Annotated in this window: 18 protein-coding genes; 7 read left to right on the forward strand and 11 right to left on the reverse strand. The window is 64.9% G+C overall.

The features are described 5' to 3' along the window. Positions 1-66: 66 nt before the first annotated feature. Positions 67-1,452: an ABC transporter substrate-binding protein gene (locus ACVIN2_RS28090; protein ID WP_456768055.1), complete on the reverse strand. Its 1,386-nt coding sequence runs from the start codon at positions 1,450-1,452 to the stop codon at positions 67-69. Positions 1,453-1,662: 210 nt separating this feature from the next. After that, positions 1,663-3,591: an AsmA family protein gene (locus ACVIN2_RS28095; protein ID WP_456769821.1), complete on the reverse strand. Its 1,929-nt coding sequence runs from the start codon at positions 3,589-3,591 to the stop codon at positions 1,663-1,665. A 289-nt stretch (positions 3,592-3,880) separates the two neighbouring features. Here ACVIN2_RS28095 and ACVIN2_RS28100 point away from each other — a divergent pair, with 289 nt between their 5' ends. Both ACVIN2_RS28100 and ACVIN2_RS28105 read left to right on the forward strand, forming a co-directional pair. Further along, entirely contained in the window at positions 3,881-4,588 is a 708-nt protein-coding gene (locus ACVIN2_RS28100) for a CoA transferase subunit A (protein WP_007596238.1), read from the forward strand. 15 nt (positions 4,589-4,603) lie between these two features. Continuing rightward, positions 4,604-5,254 carry a CoA transferase subunit B gene (locus ACVIN2_RS28105; protein ID WP_007596236.1) on the forward strand — a complete coding sequence of 217 codons (651 nt, stop codon included), beginning with the start codon at positions 4,604-4,606 and terminating at the stop codon, positions 5,252-5,254. 262 nt (positions 5,255-5,516) lie between these two features. On the opposite strand, the gene ACVIN2_RS28110 is transcribed toward ACVIN2_RS28105, so the two are convergent. The 3 genes from ACVIN2_RS28110 to ACVIN2_RS28120 all read right to left on the reverse strand — a co-directional run bounded on the left by ACVIN2_RS28110 (position 5,517) and on the right by ACVIN2_RS28120 (position 7,987). Further along, on the reverse strand, positions 5,517-6,395 hold the full coding sequence (locus ACVIN2_RS28110) for an SUMF1/EgtB/PvdO family nonheme iron enzyme (RefSeq protein WP_456768056.1): 879 nt from the start codon (positions 6,393-6,395) through the stop codon (positions 5,517-5,519). 51 nt (positions 6,396-6,446) lie between these two features. Next, the gene (gene nirK / locus ACVIN2_RS28115) at positions 6,447-7,544 is read right to left on the reverse strand and encodes a copper-containing nitrite reductase (protein ID WP_456768057.1); all 1,098 of its coding nucleotides are present in this window, start codon (positions 7,542-7,544) and stop codon (positions 6,447-6,449) included. Between the two features lie 236 nt (positions 7,545-7,780). Continuing rightward, complete coding sequence (locus ACVIN2_RS28120; protein WP_027519965.1) at positions 7,781-7,987, reverse strand: hypothetical protein; 207 nt, start codon at positions 7,985-7,987, stop codon at positions 7,781-7,783. A gap of 159 nt (positions 7,988-8,146) precedes the next feature. Here ACVIN2_RS28120 and hemN point away from each other — a divergent pair, with 159 nt between their 5' ends. Continuing rightward, positions 8,147-9,499 (forward strand): oxygen-independent coproporphyrinogen III oxidase, encoded by a 1,353-nt coding sequence (gene hemN / locus ACVIN2_RS28125; protein WP_456768058.1) that lies wholly within the window; start codon positions 8,147-8,149, stop codon positions 9,497-9,499. A 101-nt stretch (positions 9,500-9,600) separates the two neighbouring features. After that, positions 9,601-9,798: a DUF1858 domain-containing protein gene (locus tag ACVIN2_RS28130; RefSeq protein WP_007596228.1), complete on the forward strand. Its 198-nt coding sequence runs from the start codon at positions 9,601-9,603 to the stop codon at positions 9,796-9,798. Between the two features lie 87 nt (positions 9,799-9,885). On the opposite strand, the gene ACVIN2_RS28135 is transcribed toward ACVIN2_RS28130, so the two are convergent. Further along, on the reverse strand, positions 9,886-10,596 hold the full coding sequence (locus ACVIN2_RS28135) for a Crp/Fnr family transcriptional regulator (protein WP_456768059.1): 711 nt from the start codon (positions 10,594-10,596) through the stop codon (positions 9,886-9,888). 128 nt (positions 10,597-10,724) lie between these two features. Here ACVIN2_RS28135 and ACVIN2_RS28140 point away from each other — a divergent pair, with 128 nt between their 5' ends. Further along, positions 10,725-11,936: an NnrS family protein gene (locus tag ACVIN2_RS28140; RefSeq protein WP_456768060.1), complete on the forward strand. Its 1,212-nt coding sequence runs from the start codon at positions 10,725-10,727 to the stop codon at positions 11,934-11,936. 2 nt (positions 11,937-11,938) lie between these two features. Here the strand turns inward: ACVIN2_RS28140 and ACVIN2_RS28145 are convergent, their stop codons facing one another. After that, entirely contained in the window at positions 11,939-12,967 is a 1,029-nt protein-coding gene (locus ACVIN2_RS28145; protein ID WP_456768061.1) for an AraC family transcriptional regulator, read from the reverse strand. A gap of 202 nt (positions 12,968-13,169) precedes the next feature. Here ACVIN2_RS28145 and ACVIN2_RS28150 point away from each other — a divergent pair, with 202 nt between their 5' ends. Further along, positions 13,170-13,790 carry a response regulator transcription factor gene (locus tag ACVIN2_RS28150; RefSeq protein WP_456768062.1) on the forward strand — a complete coding sequence of 207 codons (621 nt, stop codon included), beginning with the start codon at positions 13,170-13,172 and terminating at the stop codon, positions 13,788-13,790. Positions 13,791-13,950: 160 nt separating this feature from the next. Continuing rightward, the gene (locus ACVIN2_RS28155) at positions 13,951-15,627 is read left to right on the forward strand and encodes a mucoidy inhibitor MuiA family protein (protein ID WP_456768063.1); all 1,677 of its coding nucleotides are present in this window, start codon (positions 13,951-13,953) and stop codon (positions 15,625-15,627) included. On the opposite strand, the gene ACVIN2_RS28160 is transcribed toward ACVIN2_RS28155, so the two are convergent. From ACVIN2_RS28160 to ACVIN2_RS28175, 4 genes are read right to left on the reverse strand one after another with little or no spacing between them, the layout of a single operon-like run. Further along, positions 15,624-16,433: a heme ABC transporter ATP-binding protein gene (locus tag ACVIN2_RS28160; RefSeq protein ID WP_456768064.1), complete on the reverse strand. Its 810-nt coding sequence runs from the start codon at positions 16,431-16,433 to the stop codon at positions 15,624-15,626. The two genes, ACVIN2_RS28155 and ACVIN2_RS28160, sit on opposite strands and share 4 nt — an antisense overlap. Then, the gene (locus tag ACVIN2_RS28165; protein ID WP_456768065.1) at positions 16,430-17,527 is read right to left on the reverse strand and encodes a FecCD family ABC transporter permease; all 1,098 of its coding nucleotides are present in this window, start codon (positions 17,525-17,527) and stop codon (positions 16,430-16,432) included. The genes ACVIN2_RS28160 and ACVIN2_RS28165 overlap by 4 nt, the downstream gene beginning before the upstream one ends. Further along, on the reverse strand, positions 17,524-18,477 hold the full coding sequence (locus ACVIN2_RS28170) for a heme/hemin ABC transporter substrate-binding protein (RefSeq protein WP_456768066.1): 954 nt from the start codon (positions 18,475-18,477) through the stop codon (positions 17,524-17,526). Before ACVIN2_RS28170 ends, ACVIN2_RS28165 begins: the two co-directional genes overlap by 4 nt. A 6-nt stretch (positions 18,478-18,483) precedes the next feature. Continuing rightward, positions 18,484-18,690, reverse strand: a complete 207-nt coding sequence (locus ACVIN2_RS28175; RefSeq protein WP_456768067.1) for a hemin uptake protein HemP — start codon at positions 18,688-18,690, stop codon at positions 18,484-18,486. Positions 18,691-18,847 lie beyond the last annotated feature (157 nt).

The following is an 18,847-nucleotide window of genomic DNA, read 5'->3' on the forward strand; positions in this document are numbered from 1 at the left end:
CACCGAAAGCAACCGGTCGCGGAGAGCCGCGACCGGTATTAGCATATACCTTATTGCAGTCCGGGATCAGCCCGCGACCGCCTTGATGCGGGCGATCAGCTCGTCGACCGCCTTGTCCACCGGCACCTTCTCGCTGACCACGCGGTTCATCGCCTTGGCCCAGACGTTCTCGTTGTTCAGGATGGTGAACTTCCAGTTCTTGGTGAAGTCGAACGGGGCGGTGCCGCCCTTGAACTGCGCGTAGACCGCCTTGCGATGCCGGTCGGCCTGCCAGAACGGGCTCTCTTGGCTTTCCTTCGTCACCGGGAACCAGCGGCCGAGCGCACCCTCGATATAGGGGCGGACGTTCTCTTCCTGGAGCAGGAAGGCGATGAACTGCTTGGCCTCGGCCTTGTTCTTGGCCACGGAGAAGACCAGCCCGGTCTTGACGTCCGAGCGGTAGCGGATCGTCGAACCGTCCGGAGCCTTCGGGAAGGACGCGGTGATGATGTCCTCGCCATAGGCTTTCTTGCCGGCGTCGCGCTGCTCCTGCGTGAGCGCCTGGTTCTGGGAGTCCTCGAACCATTTCGCCGCGATCGAGATCGTGAAGTTGTGGGTCATCACGATGGTCTTGTTGTGGAAGGCGACGTTGTTGTCCGGATCCTTCCAGGTCGTGGAGGACGGCGGCGTGCAGCCCTTGATATAGGTGTCGGTGTAGTCCTTCAGCGCGCTGATCAGGTTCTCGCGCACCTTGGGATCGTCGACCGTGAGCTTGCCGTCGTCGTCGACCAGTTTGACGTGGTAGGCGTCCATGAAGGTGTAGAACGACTGGAAGGCGTCGGTGGATTCGACGCCCATCGGCTGGCCGACGCCATAGATGCGCTGGCCCGTGGCCTTGCGGATTCCCGGCTGCACCTTGTCGCACCAGAACGTCCAGTAGCCCGCCCAGTCCGTCGGGATGTCGGCGAGCTTGAAGCCGGCCTTCTCCAGCATGTCGTTCCAGATCTCGACATGCATGCTCTGCTGCTTCAGCGGGAAGCCGTAATAGGCCTTCTTCTTGGTGACGTCGTTGTAGAGGATCGACGCATCCAGCGTGTTCTGCACGAACCGATCCTTGATCGGCTCCATGATCTCGGAGAGGTCCTCGAGCTTGCCTTCGTAGGCCCACTTGCCCTGCACCTGCACGTCGTAGGTGTCGGAATAGGCAACATCGGGCACGGTGCCTGAATCGAGTGCGGCCACCGTCTTCGGAATCATGTCCTGGATCGCGTACTGCGACAATTCGACCTTGATGCCGGTCTTGGCTTCGAACTTCTTGATCGTGTCGAGCAGCGCGTCGTCTTCGGAGCGGTAGAAGCCCTTGCCCCACCAGACCGTAATCGTCTTCTGCTGCGCAAATGCGGGTGCAGCGGCTGCAAACAGCCCGGCCGCAGCGACCGCCAGTGATACTGCGCCAATAACCTTGGATTTCACGTTTTTCTCCCTCAAACGGCCGGTGTTTTTAACCGGTCGTATAAAACACTAGCGCATGGCGGTAGTCCGATCTAGCGGCTTGTTGTCAGACATAGGTCGTGGGGGTGTCGGGCGAGAGGAAGATGCTTAATGGGCGCATCGATCCAATCGCCGCATCGATGCGCCCTGATCAATTCGCGCCGATCGGCTGGTGCCGCATGATCGCCGTCCTTAATTGGACTTCGCGCCTTCCTTGGCGTTCTCCGCTGTCGGCGCTTCGGCCGGTGCGGGACGTTTTCCGGTGCCGGTGATGCGCTCGATGGCGGAGCGCACCGCGTCGCCCGGCTTGCGGTCTTTCAGCATGTCGAGCAGGGGCGCAGAGGCAGGCGAGCGGCGGATCAGGCTTTCCGGATCGGGGAAGACGAGGGGATCGTCCCAGGGGCCCTGCACCACGAAAGGCAATTCGAACCCCGACGCGCTGTTGAGGCTGGCCACGCCCTTCATGTCGTATTCGCGCGTCGGCACCGAGGCGGTGCCGGTCATCGTGATCTTCGCCGCAGGTCCCTCGACGCGGATGTCCTCGGCGGTGGCCACGCCGTCGGAGAACTTCACCGCGATGGTGAGATTGTCGTAAGGGGTGGAGCCGTTGCGGAAATTGCCGCCGCCGGACAGCGGCCGCCGCTCGAGCCGCTTCAGGAGCTGCTCGGCATTGAAGCCCGCGATCGCGCCGTCATGCCCGGTCACGGTGGCGCTGCCGTCGAGCGACTGCACGAGGCCGAACGGGCTCGAGCCGGACGCCAGCAGCGAGACGTTGATGTTGCCGCGCCCGGACAGCTTGTTGATACCGAACAGCTCGGAGGCGCAGGCCTGAAGGTCGACGTCGGTGAACTGGAATTGCGCCTTGATGTCGGCGACGGTGTCGGAGCGCGCGATGCCGAACGAGCCCTTGGCGATGCCGCCATAGACCTGGGCCTCGCCGACCGAGAGCGCCAGCGTGCCGTTGCGCAGATTCGCGCCGATCGCGGTGCGGCCGAGTTTCGACGCCCCGACCGTCAGCTTGGCGGCCGACAGGCGCATGTCGAGGTCGGTGGTCGACAGGGCGTTGAGATCGAACAGCTGCCTGTTCCAGTCGCGCGCGCCGCTCGCAAGCAGGCGGAAGGTCGAGATATAGGGTGTGAAGTCGAGCGCGTCGGCTGCGAGCGTCGCCTGCAGCGTCTGCCGGCCGTTATTGGCGTAGGTCATCACGCCCTCGGCGGTGTTGCCGTCGAGCTCGACATTGACATTGGTGAGCGCGATCGAGGCGCCGACGACATTGGCCCGCGCCTTCAGCGCGAAGCGGCCGAAGCCGCCGCTGGCGGGCTGCGGCTGACCGGTCCAGCGCAGCGCGTTGCGCAGGGACGGGCTGTCGATGGTGAGCGTGCCCTCCATCATCGGGCTGGTGCGGTTGGCGACGCTGCCGTCGAAGGCGAGCTTGAGCGGTGCGCTCGCGATCCGCGCCTTCAACCCCGAGCGCTCGCCGGAAAGCGCGGCGACGAAATCGGAAAAGCTGATCGAGCCGTCGACCCGTTCGCCGCGCCAGTCGAACTGTCCGGTCGCGGCGAAGGAGCGCGAGATCGAGGGCCACGCCAGCGACAGGTCGATGTCCTCGAATTTCTCGGTGCCGTGCGTGGCCGCGTCCTCGTAATCGAGCACGCCGTCCTGGATCCGGATCTCGGAGAACGACACCTGATTCTCGGCGCCGGGCTTCATGGTGCGCGCGATGGTCTGGATGAACGGCGTCCAGTTGCTCTCGCCGTCCGGCTTCAGGCTGACATGGATGCGCGGCCGCAGCAGCGTCAGGTCGGCGATCTCGAACCGTTGCAGCAGCAGCGGCAGCAGCCGCAGGTTCGCGGTGAGCACGTCGACATGGAGCGCGGGATCGCTGGTGCCGCCGCCCTTCAGGCCGACGTCATGGAAGGAGATGTAGCTTGCCGGCAGCACCGAAATGTCGATCGCGCCTGCGACATTGACCTCGAGTCCGGTGACGTCGCGGATCTGCGTTTCCACCGCCTTGCGCAGCGCGTCGCGATTGATGAGCCATGAGGTCGCGATCAGGGCGATCAGCGCCACGCCGAGCAGCGCCGCGATCGGCGTCCCGAGGCGCTTCATTCCTTGGGCCATGGTCAATGGCATGTCCTGATCGGGTTGGTCGCTGGAGCCAGAAGGCGGGCCGGGAAACCTGCGCGCCCCACGCCCAAGACCTATTGTGTTAAGTGCCGCAACTTGATGGGTTTTCTTGTCGCTTTCAAGGCCACGGGAACGGTTGCGCCCACGGCTTGGGCAGCTTCTATCACCCAGGGGCGGAGCGGAGAACCCCGTATCATTGACGGCTTCGGACGATTTCGCCTAATAATCGCCGCCAATAAGGCGCGACGCCTGCAAGCCGAAGGTTCACTCGAAGGTTATTTGCATGAACAAGGTCTATCCCGACGCCAAGTCGGCTCTCGAGGGCGTTCTGAAAGACGGCATGATGATCATGTCGGGCGGCTTCGGCCTCTGCGGCATCGCCGAGACGCTGTCGGACGCGATCCGCGACTCCGGCGTCAAGGACCTGACGGTGGTCTCGAACAATGCCGGCGTCGACGGTATTGGCCTCAGCCGCCTGCTCGAAACCCGCCAGATCAAGAAGATGATCTCGTCCTACGTCGGCGAGAACAAGCTGTTCGCCCAGCAATTCCTCGCCGGCGAGCTGGAACTCGAATTCAATCCGCAGGGCACGCTGGCGGAGCGCATCCGCGCCGGCGGCGCCGGCATTCCGGCCTTCTACACCAAGACGGGCGTCGGCACGCTGATCGCCGAAGGCAAGGAAGTGAAGGAATTCGACGGACAGAAATACCTGATGGAGCGCGGCCTGTTCGCCGATCTCGCCATCGTCCACGCCTGGAAGGGCGACACCGCAGGCAACCTCATCTACCGCAAGACCGCGCGCAACTTTAACCCGATGATGGCGACCGCCGCGAAGGTCACGGTGGCCGAGGTCGAGCATCTGGTTCCGGCCGGCGAACTCGATCCCGACCACATCCACACGCCCGGTCTTTTCGTCAAGCGCATCGTCGAGGTCGGAACGGCCAAGAAGCGCATCGAATTCCGCAACACCCGCCCGCGCACGGCAGCTTGAGATCAGGAGACTAAGATGGCCTGGACCCGTGAACAGATGGCTGCGCGCGCCGCGAAGGAATTGCGTGACGGCTATTACGTCAATCTCGGCATCGGCATCCCGACGCTGGTCTCGAACTACATCCCGGACGGCATGGACGTCAGCCTCCAGAGCGAGAACGGCATGCTCGGCATGGGCCCGTTCCCCTATGAGGGTGAAGAGGACGCCGATCTCATCAACGCCGGCAAGCAGACCGTGAGCGAGCTGCCGTCGACCTCGTATTTCTCGAGCGCGGATTCCTTCGGCATGATCCGTGGCGGCCACATGGATCTGTCGATCCTCGGCGCCATGCAGGTGGCCCAGAACGGCGATCTCGCCAACTGGATGATCCCCGGCAAGATGGTCAAGGGCATGGGCGGCGCGATGGATCTCGTCGCCGGCGTCAAGCGCGTGGTCGTTGTGATGGAGCATTCGGCCAAGGACGGTCCAAAGCTCCTGAAGCAGTGCAATCTGCCGCTGACCGGCGAGCGCGTGGTCGACATGGTCGTGACTGACCTGGCCGTCTTCACCATCGACAAGCACGGCAGCGGCGGCATGGCGCTGATCGAGCTCGCCGACGGCGTCTCGCTCGACGAGGTCAAGGCCAAGACCGAAGCCGAATTCCGCGTCGCGCTGAAGAACACCTGATACAGCAGTCGCGAATGATCGCGAATGGCCGGGCATCGTCCCGGCCATTTTCGTTTCAGCTTTGGCGCCGCTGTGACCACATCTTCGGTGTCGTCCTGGCGAAGGCCAGGACCCATACCGCGAGGTCTATCGAGCGCCGTCGGTGGGCGTCCCAAGGGCTGTCAACGCGAGTCTTCGCCAAACTTTGCTTAGTGGTTATGGGTCCTGGCTTTCGCCAGGACGACATTGAGGAGGCAGCGCGCACGTTGCCTCCTCAATCGCATCATGACTTAACCGACCATGCCCGACCCCATCGCGCCGACACGCTTGCGACCCACGACGTTTCCTCTCGCACCAGGCGGAAGCCGAGATTGGCGGGTGGGACGCCCTGTGCGCAGCCGCCGGCGCGGGCGTCGCGGATGAAGTCCGTGACATAGGCGCGGTGGGCACCTTCGGCGACGCGCACGCCGCAGTTCACGGTCGGTTTGCCGGCATTGCCTGAAACGTCGGTGCGCGAGCGCACGAAGCAGGTCGAGGTCCACTCCCAGATATTGCCGGCGAGATCTTCGATGCCGTGCTCGTTCGAACCGAACTTGCCGAACGAATAGGCCGTCGTGTCGAAGAGGTCGCGCTCGGATTCGCGCTCGTAGCGGCCGATCCAGCGCTTCGATGGATCTGCTGCGTCCACCGGAAGACCGTCATCCCTGAATCTGGAGCCGGCCGCAAAGGCCCATTCCGCGTCGCTCGGCAGGCGGTAGCTGTGACCGGTCTTGCGCGAGAGCCAACCCGCATAAGCCTCGGCATCATGCCAGCTCACCTGCACCGCGGGTCGATCGGAGGCGATGGCCACGCCGCGATCAAGCGCGCGACAAGCACCCTCCTGTACGCAAATCTGATAGTCGGATGACGAGACCTGATGCCGCATGATGTGCAACGGCTTCTCGAAGCGCATCGTGCGCAGCGGCGCTTCCGCTTGCTGCCCGCCACGGGTGAAATCGCCGGCCTCGCGATAGGACAGGCTGCCTGGCGCGACCCTGACGATGGCAGGCTCCGTCGCGGTGCTGCGGGGCCCGATGTCCGACACCAGCGGCGCCACTGCGATCGGCCCCGCAAGCCCGGCGGCGCAGGCGAGTAGCAGTTTCAGCTTGAATGCGATCAGCATGGTCATCCCCCAAGGAAGAAGAGGCCGGTCATCACCGGCCCCTCGTCGCGTCTAGTTGGTGTTGGGGGCCGGGATATCGGCAGGGGCCTTCACCTGCGTCATCAGATCGTCGTTCCACTTGCCTTCGACCTTGAAGTGCGCGGTGGCGCCGAGGTCGGCGGCCTCGATCAGATTGTGGGTGACATAGGCGTAGATGCCGGGCTGCATGAACTTGTACAGCGCAGCGCCCGCCGAGCCGCCGCGGATGAACCAGGTCTCGAGCCCGGTCTCCGGCGCGTTGGAGAACTTGCCGGTCTCCCAGACATAGTCGCCATGGCCGCCGATCAGATGCGGACGGCTGTCGCGATTGGCCTGCGAATGCACGATCAGCACGTTCTCGCCGACATTGGCGGTGAGCGCATTCTTGCCGGTGAGCGCGCCGACCTTGCCGTTGAACACGACATGGGAGGGGATCAGCTTCTTCATCACCTCTTCGGTGTCGGTGAAGGCTTCGCCCGGCGATTCATAGGATTTGAAATTGCCCTTGTCGTCGCGCGGCACGTACATGTCCTGCTCGCCGACATAATAGACCTTGTCGTATTTCAGTGCGTGGCCCTTGCCATCGTTGAGGCCGTCGCGCGGCAGCACCATCACGGCGCCGTTCATGCCGGAGACGACATGCCAGGGGATCATCGGGCCGCCCGGTGCGCAATGGTAGACGAACACGCCGGTCTTGGTCGCCTTCCAGCGCAAGACGACCTGCTCGCCGGGATTGACCAGCGTGAGCGCACCGCCGCCGAGCGCACCGGTCGCGGAATGGAAGTCGATGTTGTGCGGCATGGAATTGGTTGCGGGATTGACCAGCGTCGTTTCGACGTAGTCGCCCTCATGCACGACCATCATCGGACCCGGCATCGAGCCGTTGAAGGTCATCGCCTGGAAAGTGGTGCCCTTCTCGTCGATGACGACCTTCTTCTCCTCGATCGTGAGCGTGAACTCCACGATCTTGGGGCCCTGCTTGGTCGCTTGCTCATGCGCGTGCACGAAGGGAGGAGCGACCAGCTCGACCTTCTGGCGCGGCAGTTTGAGATCGTCGGCAGCCAAGGCGGGTGTCGCCAGCATCAAGGCGGTGGCGGCGGCGCTGATCAATGCGGCTCGGCGGGTGAACATCGGAAGCATCCTTCATCTGAAATGGTCTTGATGACGGAATGCAGTGTGCGCCGATCGCGGCAAGCGTGTTTGCGCTGCGACAAGCTTTTGCCGTATTCGCCTCCGGTAGAATCCTTAGGAGTTTGTCGAAGATCGCATCGGCGATACCAAAGACGCGATGGCGCCCGACGTCAGCCGCCTCGGCCGCAAATCGTTCGCATGTTCAATTGCGTTTATTGCGAATGGATTGTCGTCGACTAGAGCAACTGGATCGCAATCCAGACCGTGCCCCAAACCGCGAGCGACAGCGCGGCGAGAACGGCGGCCGTGATGACCATTACGCGTACCAGGTGGCTGGCGCCAACGGTGGGCGTCGTGGGGACGGGACGAAAATCGTCGAAGCGCGGGATATGGCCGCGAACGCCGGTGAGCCACAGAACGAGATCGAGCGCGAACGACGCCATAACCTATCTCCAGAGGGCAATAATCAAATGTCACCATGGCGCCGATCCCGTGCTCGGACTTTGAGCGAGCGCAAGGTAGCGCACCCGAAAACGGGTAATTTCGTGCCATCCGGGATGCGCCGCCCCGCTGCGCAGCATTGATTGACGAATGGGTAAGATATGAGGGCCGATCTTGCGGCGAGCTATGGCGAGGAACGACTGCCGCGCTACACGAGCTACCCGACCGCACCGCATTTCTCGCCGGCGATCGGCGAGGGCGCCTACGCCCAGTGGCTGGCGGAGCTCCCGGCGGCGGCCAGCGCGTCGCTTTATCTGCACGTGCCGTTCTGCCGCGAGATGTGCTGGTATTGCGGTTGCCATACCCAGATCGTTCGTAGAGACGGCCTCATCACGGCCTATCTGCGTACGCTGCGCAGTGAGATCGCGCAGGTATCCGAGACGATCGGCCGGCGCATCAAGGTCGAGCACATCCATTTCGGTGGCGGCACCCCGACGATCATGGCGCCGGAGGCTTTTGCCGAGTTGATGGCGGCGATGCGCCAATCGTTCTTCGTGCTGCCGTCGGCCGAGATTGCGGTCGAGATCGATCCTCGCACGCTGACGGCCGACATGGTCGAGGCCATGCGGCTCTCCGGCGTCAATCGCGCGAGCCTGGGCGTGCAGAGCTTCGACCCCGTCGTGCAGCGCGCGATCAACCGTGTGCAGAGTTTTGAACAGACGGCTTCCGTCGTCGACATGCTCCAGCGCGCCGGCATCAACGGGATCAACTTCGATCTGATCTACGGACTGCCGCACCAGACCGTTGCCTCGTGCCTGGATACGGTGCGACGTTCGCTCGAGCTTGGGCCCGACCGCTTCTCGGTGTTCGGCTACGCGCATGTGCCTGCTTTCAAGAAGCACCAGCGCATGATCAACGAGGCCGTGCTGCCCGACGGCCTGGCGCGCCACGACCAGGCCTGCGCGATCGCCAATGCGTTGAAGGAAGCCGGTTACGTGCAGATCGGGCTCGATCATTTCGCGCGACCCGGCGATTCCATGGCTGTGGCCTTCGAGCAACGCACGCTGCGGCGCAATTTTCAGGGCTACACCACCGATAAGGGCGAAGTCCTGCTCGGCTTCGGCGCGAGCGCGATCGGACATTTGCCGCAGGGCTATGTCCAGAACGAGGTGCAGATCGGCGCCTATGCGCAGAGCATCGCCGCGGGCCATTTGGCCACCGCGAAAGGCTATGGGCTCACCGACGACGACCGGCTGCGCGCCGACATCATCGAACGCATCATGTGCGAGTTCAGCGCCGATCTCGGCGACATCTGCGCGCGTCATGGCGCAGAGGCCGGGGCAATGCTGAAATCGGCATCGCGTCTGAAGCCGCTGATTTCCGACGGCGTCGTGAGACTGGACGGCGACCGCATCGCGGTCGCAAAGGACTCGCGCTTTCTCGTGCGCAGCGTCGCAGCCGCGTTCGACGCGCATCTGGATCCCGCGAAGCATTTGCACAGCCGGGCGGTGTGAGATCACCTTACCGCCATGCCGGAATGACGGGCCAGCTTGCGCTTCGACAAAGAGACTCTCGCGCGCTCCGCTATCGTGGTTTCGGAACGGAGGTGTTGTCCATGCCTTTTGGATCCGACGATCTGGTCGATGACATCATGCGCACGGCGCCGCACACGATCCGCGTGTTTCTCGCCTTCAGGATGGCCTGCGTGGGCTGCCCGATCGCAACCTTCCACACGGTCGATGACGCCTGCCGCGAGCATGGCATCGATCGCGACAAATTCCTCGCCGCGCTGTGCGACCGCGTGCCGGCGTGAACCGGTCTGGAATTCGCGCGGGCCGCGTGCGGATTTCCGGGTGAGGGGCGCCTTCGCCGTAAGCGGAAGCACCCTTCACCCCTGGCTTCACGCCGCGCCGCTATCCGCAGTCCGCTCCGCCAGCACGACGATCCCATGCGGATCGCGCAGGATGATGCGCTGACGGCCGCTCTCGACCAGCCCCTGCTGTTCCCAGCCGCTCAGGATGCGGCTCACGGTGTGCAGCGTGGTGCCGGTCATCTGCGCGATGTCCTGGCGGCTGATCGGGAAATCGATCTCGATGCCGTGGTCGAGCTTCTTGCCGGATTGTTTGGCGAGGCGCAGCAGCGCATGCGCGACGCGCTGCTCGACCTGCTGGGTCGACATTTCCAGGATCCGGGTGTGGCTCTCCTGCAGCCGCGTGCCGACGGTCTGGAGCGTGTTGGCGGCAAGCGCGGGAAATCGCTCGACCAGTCGCGGCCATGCGGAAGTCGGCCAGATCAGTGCGACGCTGTCGTCGACCGCGATCGCCGTGGCCGGATAGCGCGCGGCTCCTATCGCCATCGCGAGACCGAACGTTTCGCCCGGCGCGACATAGCGCACTACGATCTGCTCGCCGGTCGGTGTGGTCTTGGCCGCGCGAACATGGCCATGCAGCAGCAGGAAGAAGGATTGCGCGTCCGCGCCCTGCTCGAAAATGGCGCTATTCTTGGGGTAACGCACTGAGCGGGCCTCGCGCAGGATCTCCTCGAGGTCCTCCGGTTTGACACCCCCAAACAGCGGCAAATGCGCAACCAGCGATGTGTCGACCTTGGCCATTCTGCCTCCTTGGCGCTGGAAGTGTGATGACACCTGCAATCGTCAGGGTGTTTGCGATAGCTCAAAAACGAGCCGGCCGGACGGCAGTATTTTTCCAGGCGACGATTTGAATCGACTGGAGTTGACCCATGGCTGGCGCCCGATCCCGCAACTTTGAGGGCTGGCCGCTGTTTGCGAACAGCTTTCGGCCCTTTTTCCTGCTTGCCGCCATCCAGGCAGGGCTTTCGATCCTGGCTTGGCTGCCGATGTTCTACGGCGAATTGTCGGTGACGTCGGCTTTTGCGCCGCGCGACTGGCACGTCCATGAGATGCTCTACGGCTTCCTGCCGGCGGTGATTACGGGATTCCTGTTCACGGCGATCCCGAACTGGACCGGGCGGCTGCCGATCCAGGGGACGTCCCTGGGCGCGCTGCTGGCGGTCTGGATCGCCGGCCGGGTCGCGGTGACGCTGTCCGCCGATATCGGCTGGGCGTTTGCGCTTGCCGTCGATGCCGCCTTCCTGACATTGGTCGTCGCCGCTGCAACGCGCGAGATCATCGCCGGCGGCAACTGGCGCAACCTGCCCGTCGTGGTGCTGGTGCTCGTGCTGCTCGCCGGCAATGTCGGCTTCCATCTCGAAGCGCATTATGCGGGTGGGGCCGATGTCGGCATCCGCGTCGGCATCGGCGTGGTCGTTGTGATGATCTCGCTGATCGGTGGCCGCATCATCCCAAGCTTCACCCGCAACTGGTTGGTCAAGTTCAACCCTGGCCGTCTCCCGGTGCCATTCGGTCGCTTCGACGGTCTGGTGATCGGCTGCAGCGCGCTGGCGCTTGTCTCATGGATCGTCGCGCCGTTGAGTACGGTCACCGGGGCGGCGATGGCGCTCGTCGGCGGGCTCCATTTGGTACGGCTCGCACGCTGGGCCGGTGACCGCACCTTCCGCGAGCGGCTGCTCCTGATCCTCCATGTCGGCTATGTCTTCGTGCCGCTTGGCTTCCTCCTGCATGCCTTTGCCGTCTTCGGCGCGTTGCCGCCGAGCGCGGGCATCCACGCCTGGATGGCGGGCGCGGCTGGAACCATGACGCTCGCGGTGATGACCCGTGCGAGTCTCGGCCATACCGGACAGGCGCTGACGGCGTCGCCGGCGACACAAGCCATCTATGCCGCGATCATCGTCGCGGCGCTGGCGCGGGTCGCGGCGGTGGTTTGGCCTGCGCACAGCGATGCGTTGCTGCACCTTGCCGCCTGCGGCTGGATCGTTGCCTTCCTCGGCTTTGCAATCGCGTTCGGCCCGCTGCTCGCCGGCAGTCGCCGCCGCGCAATCGCCATCATGGGCGTGCCCGTCCCGGCACGCTGAATTCAAGCCGCGGTCGCCGCGGTCAGGGATTCCAGCGGCCGGACGCCTTTGCGCCATGCGGTGATGGTGCAGCCGAAATGGCCGCGGAACCAGCGGGCCATGGCGCTCTGTGCGGAGAAGCCGAGCTGCACGGCGATGTCGGCCAGCGGCCGGCCGGGGTCGTCGATCAGCTGGACCACGAGATCGGCGCGCTGCGCGTCGTGAATGGCCGAGAAGCTGGTGCCGGCTTCGGCGAGGTGCCGGTGGATGGTGCGGCGGGTGCAGGCGAGGTGCTCGGCCACGCGCTCGACCGTGCAGTCGCCGCCGGCGAGCAGAAGACGCACGACCTCGTCGACCTTCTCCTCCCAGCTTGCCGGCCGCGTCTCGATCGCCTCGATCCGCTTGCGCAAATAGCTCGCAATCAGCGGATGCGCGCTCGGGATCCGGCGCTCCATGTCGTGTGCCGACAACAGGATCGAATCGTCCTCTGCGTTGAAGGTCACACGGCAGCCGTAGAACTCGCGGTAGCGCTTGCGGTCGAGCGGCGGTGGGTAATGCAGGTGAACTTCCTGCGGCCGCCAATCGCTGCCGAACAGCGACTGGATGATGCGATGGACGCTGCCGAGCGCCATGTCGATCGACTGGCGCGGCGCGGTCGGCTGTCGGCCGCGCAGGTGCAGCGTGACGGTGACGGTCTGCTTGTCGCGGGTGACGTCCAGCTTCATGCCGTCGTGATGGATCGGGATGAAGCGCGAGAAGGCTTCGATGGCTTCACCAACGGTCGCCTGTTCGCGCACGATCAGGCCGACTGCGCCGAAATTGGTCAGCCCGCCGCGCTCGGCAAGCCGCAAGCCGAAATCTTCGGCTCCGGACGCCTCTGCCGACAATTCGAGCAGGCGGCGCAGGCCGGTGACGGCAATGGGCGTATCGGGTTTGTCGAGGCAGGCCAGCGGCAGCCTGACCTTGCGCATCATTTGTTTGGGGTCGAGCCCGACCGACCGGGCGACCTCCGGGTAATAGCTCAAGCCAGCGCTACGAATGAGGTCGGTCATGCGACCCGTTCCTGCCAGCCATCCCGCAGATGTCCCGAAATGTAAAGTTTATGTCCCGATCAGTCAAATCCAGGAACCGGGTGGAACATACATAAGTGAAACCGAAGCACGGGCGTGAATGCCGTGCATATGACGGCGCGGCGCGATGAGGCCCCGCTGCTGTCTCGGACCATTTGACCAAAGACATTGCTGGATCGGAATTATGCCGGGGAACATGCTTTCCAAGGGTGAGGTATTCGTCATCGACACCGATGCCGCCTCCCGCGAACAATTGTCCACCGCGCTCCAACAGAGCGCGTACAACGTGATCTGCTTCGCCGACGGCGCGTCTCTGCTCTCGGAGGCCAAGGCGCGGATGCCGGCCTGCGTGCTGCTGGAGATGCCGCCCGATCGCTCCGGTCTCGACGTGCTCAAGCGCCTGCGCGAGGAAAACTGCATGGCGCCGGTGCTGGTGACCGCAACAAACGGTAGCATCGCCATGGCGGTCGATGCCATCAGGAGCGGCGCGGCCGACTTCATCGAGAAGCCGTTCCGCACCCGCGACATCGTCGACCGGATCGATGCCGCCATCGACGAGTTCGCACAGCCCGGCTCCAACCGGCAGCGCTGGCTGCCCGGCTGCGAACCCCTGACCGCGCGCGCAGGTGACGTGCTCGAGCATCTCGCCGCCGGCCTGACCAACAAGGAGATCGCCCGGCGCATGCATCTGAGCGCACGGACTGTCGAGGGCTATCGCGCCGGCATTCTGAGGAAGGCGGGCGCCAAGAACGTCACCGATCTGCTCCGCCGCATCTTCGGGCAGGGCTCGCTCGCGCAGGATTAAGGGCTCCGTCGCGGGCTGACGACACGTTCCGCGGCCATGGTGCCGCCGCGGTGGCGCCCCACGGAAACCCCAGTTCCTTCCCTGCCGCGTCAAACCATGTTGGCGAGGCATTGGATCGTACGCCCGGCTGGCGGCGGCGATGACTTGGAGGAGGGACTTGATGCGCATCACCGCAAGATGTTTGGCGACGACGAGCCTGGTTCTGGTGACCACGGCATTCGCGTCGTCGTCATGGGCCGCCGAATTGGACGCCACGTCGGCCATCGATACCGTCACCGTTTACCCCGATGGCGCGACCGTCACCCGTGTCATCGCGGTGGACCTGCCGTCTGGCGACTCGACGCTCATTGCCAAGGACTTCCCGCTTGGTCTCGACACCTCCTCGATCCGGGTGGAGGGTGAGGGGGGAGCGAAGCTCACCATCGGCACGATCGATGCCCGAACGCCGCGTGCGGCGCCGGTCAATCTGCCGGAGCTGGACAAGCGCATCGAGGCGCTGAACGACCAGCGCGCCGACCTGCAAGGCGCGATCGACTCGGCCAACGCGCGGCGCAAATTCGCGGAGCATTTTGCGGAAGCCTCGCCCGCCGGCATCGGCGACAAGGGCGAAGCGCGGCCGATTGCCGAATGGCGCACGGCCTTTGCCACCGTCGGCGAGGAAATTGCGAGCGCCGACACCGCCGTTCGCGACGCCACGCGCAAGATGCGCGAGATCGATCGGCAGATCGCCCAGCTCGAAGTCGAGCGCAAGGCCAAGCCGCCGAGCAAGCTCGAAGTCCGCATGGACATCGCCGCGCCGGCAGCAACCAAGGCGACGTTGAGGGTCACCTACAATGTGCGCAATGCGCGCTGGCTGCCGCTCTACGACGCCCGCCTCGACACCGGCGCGAAGGATCGCAAACCGCAGCTCGAGCTTGTCCGCCGTGCCGAGGTCACGCAATCGACCGGCGAGGACTGGTCGAACGTCGCGCTCGGCGTCTCCACGGTCCGCATCGGTCGTGGCGGCAGCGCGCCGGAGCTGAATTCGCTGGTTGCACAATATCCGCAGGTGCCGAGGCCGCGGGCGCTGGGTTCGCTTTCGGATTCGGCAATGCCGGCGGCGGCGCCAATGCAGCAGCGAAAAATCGAAACGTCCGCGGCCAAGGCAGCCGAGGATATCCGCGAACGCGCCGAAGAACAGCAGGCGGTTGCCGAGATCGGCGACTTCCAGGCCACCTACAAGATTCCCGGCCGCGTCAGCCTCGGCGCCGCCGAGGGCGCCAAGAGCCTGCGCATCGCCTCGATGACCCTGCCCGCCGATCTCATGGTGCGCGCGGCACCGGTGGTGGACCCCACGGCCTTCCTCGAAGCCAGCTTCAAGCAGACCGACGACACGAGTCTGCTGCCGGGCAAGGTCGCAATCTATCGCGACGGGACTTTCGTCGGCCGCGGCAAGCTCTCGGCTTCGGCCAAGGACGATCTCGTGCGGCTCGGCTTCGGCGCCGACGACAAGGTCAGGATCGAACGCGCGGTGCTCAAGCGCAACGAAGGGTCGGCAGGCCTCCTGGTCACGACGTCGAAAACCGACGAGCGATCGTTCAAGACCACAATCCGCAATGGTCACGACTTCCCGATCAAGGTCGCGATCGAGGATCAGTTGCCGGTCAGCGAGAACGAGGACATCCTCGTCGAGATGCTGCCCGCGACCACGCCGCCGACCGCAAGCAACATTCGGGACCGGCGCGGCGTGCTGGAATGGTCGTTCGACGCCAAGCCCGGCGAGGTCAAGGACATCAATTTCGCCTGGCGCGTTCGCTGGCCGAAGGACAAGAGCATGGTGATCGTGCCGGCGGGCTAAACGTCCGGCAAAGGCGGCGCCGCGCGCATCGATTGCGGCAACACGTAAGGTACGCCGTCGTCAGCCTGATGGACGACGGCGTCGATCTCGAAGATGTCGCGGATGGTCTGGCGTGTGACGATTTCGGCGCGCGGGCCGTCGGCGACGAGCCGGCCGCGGTTCAGCACGACCAGCCGATCGGCAAATCGGATCGCGAGGTTGAGGTCGTGCAGGATCGCGACGACGGCGGTGCCAGCCGCCGCGCGGCGGCGCGCGGCTTCGACGAGGTCGATCTGATGACGCAGGTCGAGGCTCGAGGTCGGCTCGTCCAGCAGCAGAAGGCCCGGTCCGTGCTCGGCCTCGCCGCAGGCGAGCTGCACCAGCACGCGGGCGAAATGGGCACGCTGCTGCTCGCCGCCCGACAGCGTCGGCAATTGCCGTTCGCGAAATTGCGTAAGGCCAACCTCGTCCAGTGCGGCATCGACGAGTGAACCGGGATCGCGCAAGCTGCGGTCGCCCGCGCCCATCAGCACGATCTCCTCGACCGTGAAGGGGAAGGTGACGTTGATATGCTGGGACAACATCGTGCGGCGCGCGGCGAGTTCGCGCGGCGCATAGCTGCGAATGTCGCGCTGCCTCAGTCGCACCTCGCCTTCGGTCGGGCGGAGGTCGCCGGAGAGCAGCCGCAGCAGGGTCGACTTGCCGGCGCCGTTCGGACCGATGATGGCGATCATCTCGCCGGCCCCCACGCTCAGGCCGACACCATCGAGCAGCCTCGCGCGGCCGGCGCGCTTGCCTAAAGCACGGGCTTCGATCACGGCGCTCATAGCGAGGCGAGCGCCCGCTGCCGCAGCAGAATCCCGAGGAAAACCGGGGCGCCGACCGCGGCGGTCAAAATGCCGATCGGCATTTCCGCCGGCGCCACGATGGTGCGCGCCAGCGTGTCGGCGCCGACCATCAGGATCGCGCCGAGCAGCACCGAGGCCGGCAGCAGCAAGCGGTGCGCAGGGCCGATGACGAGGCGCAACAGATGCGGCACGACGATGCCGACAAAGCCGATGACGCCGCTGATCGACACCGCGACGCCCGTCATGGCGGAGACCATGACGATCGAGATCCGCTTGAGGCGCTCGACGTCGACCCCGCCGTGAAAGGCGTCGGCCTCGCCGAGCACCAACAGATCGAGTCCGCGCGCAATGTGGGTGCAGGCTGCGAGCCCGAGGACCAGAATGGGCGCGAGCACGGCGGCCTTGGTCCAGGTGGCGCCGCTCATCGAGCCCAGCAGCCAGAACGTGATGTCGCGGAGCTGGCGGTCGTCGGCGACGAACACCAGCAGACCGATGCCGGCATTTGTGATGGCGGTGATGGCGACGCCGGCGAGCAGGAAGATCGCGATCGAGGTCCGCCTCGAGCGGCTGGAGATGCCGTAGAGGGTCGCGGTCGTGACCAGCGATCCCGCGAAAGCGGCAAGCGGCAACAGCTCGGTCTGGAGGAAATGCAGCGTCTCGCCGAAGCGTGAATCGGTGAAGACGATCGCACCTGCGGCCGCGAGCGCGCCGCCGCTGGAGACGCCGACCAGCGCAGGATCGGCGAGCGGATTGCGGAACAGACCCTGCATGATCGCGCCGGCCGCGGCGAGCAGGCCGCCGACCATCGCGGTCGCCGCGATCCGGGGGATGCGGATCGACCACAGCACGAGCTGGTCGCGGGCGGTCATGGCATCGGCGGCTGCGTTGCCGGCAAAGCCGAGTGCGGCAGGCAGCCGCGACAGGGGAATGCCGGCCGCGCCGACGGTCAGCGCAACGGTTGCGATAACTGCGAGCGCCGCGAGGAGCAGGGGAAGCGCAACCGACGCGAACCTGCGTCCGCTGCCGGCGCGTTGCCCAGTGCTACGCGCTCCGGTTCCGATCGCGAGAGTCATTGCCGGCAATTCGCCGCCGACAAGGTCGAGGCGAACGCGCCACCCTCGTCGCGCAATGCCGGATAGAGCTTGATGGAGAGATCACGCGCCGCCGCGGCGGTGCGCGGCCCGAAGCCGAGCAGATAGAGCCCGTCCATCGTGATAAAACTCTTGTTGGCCGCGACCGGCGTCAGCGCAAAACCGGGATGGGCATAGATCGCGTCGGCCTGGAGTGAGTCCTTGCCGCGCTCGATCGACAGCACGACATCGGGCTTCGCGGCTACGATCGCTTCGTCGCCGATGATCTTGTAGCCGTCGTAGTCGTCGACGGCGTTGACGGCGCCCGCGAGCTGGATGATCTCATCGGCCGCGGTCTTGTGACCGGCGACCATGGCGCGTCCGTTCTGGAGCGACATCACGAACATCACGCGAACCGGCTTCGTCACCTTGGCACGCAGTGCGCGGAGCTGTGCGAGATCGGCGCCGACCGCGGCGCTCAAGCATTCGGCGCGCGCGTCGGCGCCCATGGCATGGCCGACCAGTTTTATTTTATCGATCAGTCCGTTTTCGGAGAAGGTCTCCGGCACCAGCACCAGCGGCACCTTCGCCGTCTCCAGTAGCTCTATGGTTTCGCGCGGGCCCGACCCCTGGATCGCCAGGATCAGCGTGGGGTTGAGGCCGAGCACGCCCTCGGCGGAAATCTGGCGCATGTAGCCGACATTGGGCTTGTCGCGCAGCGCCGCTACCGGATAAAGGCTCGTGGTATCGACGCCGACCAGCCGGCTCTCGAGCCCGAGCGCATAGAGAATCTCGGTGATGGCCCCGCCGATCGAGACCGTCCGTGCAAAGTTGGCGACAGCGACATCGCGGTTGCGCGCGTCATGAACGACGATGCCGGCGGCGTGCGCGCTGGACCCGAGCGCGATTGTGCCGGAGAGCAGGAGATTCGTGAGGGTGCGACAAAATGCCATTGCAGATTACTTCGTCAGGATCAGCTTGTTCTGCGAGGTCAAACGCAGGCGATAATTGTCCTCGCCATGCGCGATGATGATCTCGCGCTCGGTCGCAAACAGCTCGCGGCTGTCGATCCGGCTCCCTCGTATGGTGAGGGTTCTCGTTGTTGCGGAAGGGCTTTGTGTCGGCCCCGCCGCATCGCCGCCGCTGTCTCCGGACGTTGCTGGCATGGTAGGTGTGATGCGCTTTCGAAATGTCGATCCGTGTTGCTTGTATAAGCGGCGGGTAGCGCATTCCAACGGCGACGATTTACAATCGATATAAACTGCAACCTGATGTCATTGACCGTCGAAGTGTTGCCACGTAACCAATTATGGCAGCGGACAG

It is taken from the genome of Bradyrhizobium sp. USDA 3650 (genome assembly GCF_054057395.1).

What these genes read in the sequence shown, in the direction of transcription:
- ACVIN2_RS28105 (WP_007596236.1), top strand. Translation starts at nt 4,604, where the DNA reads ATGGCCTGGACCCGTGAACAGATGGCTGCGCGCGCCGCGAAGGAATTG.
- hemN (WP_456768058.1), top strand. Translation starts at nt 8,147, where the DNA reads ATGAGGGCCGATCTTGCGGCGAGCTATGGCGAGGAACGACTGCCGCGC.
- ACVIN2_RS28150 (WP_456768062.1), top strand. Translation starts at nt 13,170, where the DNA reads ATGCCGGGGAACATGCTTTCCAAGGGTGAGGTATTCGTCATCGACACC.
- ACVIN2_RS28160 (WP_456768064.1), bottom strand. Translation starts at nt 16,433, where the DNA reads ATGAGCGCCGTGATCGAAGCCCGTGCTTTAGGCAAGCGCGCCGGCCGC.
- ACVIN2_RS28175 (WP_456768067.1), bottom strand. Translation starts at nt 18,690, where the DNA reads ATGCCAGCAACGTCCGGAGACAGCGGCGGCGATGCGGCGGGGCCGACA.
- ACVIN2_RS28100 (WP_007596238.1), top strand. Translation starts at nt 3,881, where the DNA reads ATGAACAAGGTCTATCCCGACGCCAAGTCGGCTCTCGAGGGCGTTCTG.
- ACVIN2_RS28165 (WP_456768065.1), bottom strand. Translation starts at nt 17,527, where the DNA reads ATGACTCTCGCGATCGGAACCGGAGCGCGTAGCACTGGGCAACGCGCC.
- nirK (WP_456768057.1), bottom strand. Translation starts at nt 7,544, where the DNA reads ATGTTCACCCGCCGAGCCGCATTGATCAGCGCCGCCGCCACCGCCTTG.
- ACVIN2_RS28140 (WP_456768060.1), top strand. Translation starts at nt 10,725, where the DNA reads ATGGCTGGCGCCCGATCCCGCAACTTTGAGGGCTGGCCGCTGTTTGCG.
- ACVIN2_RS28120 (WP_027519965.1), bottom strand. Translation starts at nt 7,987, where the DNA reads ATGGCGTCGTTCGCGCTCGATCTCGTTCTGTGGCTCACCGGCGTTCGC.
- ACVIN2_RS28170 (WP_456768066.1), bottom strand. Translation starts at nt 18,477, where the DNA reads ATGGCATTTTGTCGCACCCTCACGAATCTCCTGCTCTCCGGCACAATC.
- ACVIN2_RS28095 (WP_456769821.1), bottom strand. Translation starts at nt 3,591, where the DNA reads ATGGCCCAAGGAATGAAGCGCCTCGGGACGCCGATCGCGGCGCTGCTC.
- ACVIN2_RS28130 (WP_007596228.1), top strand. Translation starts at nt 9,601, where the DNA reads ATGCCTTTTGGATCCGACGATCTGGTCGATGACATCATGCGCACGGCG.
- ACVIN2_RS28155 (WP_456768063.1), top strand. Translation starts at nt 13,951, where the DNA reads ATGCGCATCACCGCAAGATGTTTGGCGACGACGAGCCTGGTTCTGGTG.
- ACVIN2_RS28135 (WP_456768059.1), bottom strand. Translation starts at nt 10,596, where the DNA reads ATGGCCAAGGTCGACACATCGCTGGTTGCGCATTTGCCGCTGTTTGGG.
- ACVIN2_RS28145 (WP_456768061.1), bottom strand. Translation starts at nt 12,967, where the DNA reads ATGACCGACCTCATTCGTAGCGCTGGCTTGAGCTATTACCCGGAGGTC.
- ACVIN2_RS28110 (WP_456768056.1), bottom strand. Translation starts at nt 6,395, where the DNA reads ATGCTGATCGCATTCAAGCTGAAACTGCTACTCGCCTGCGCCGCCGGG.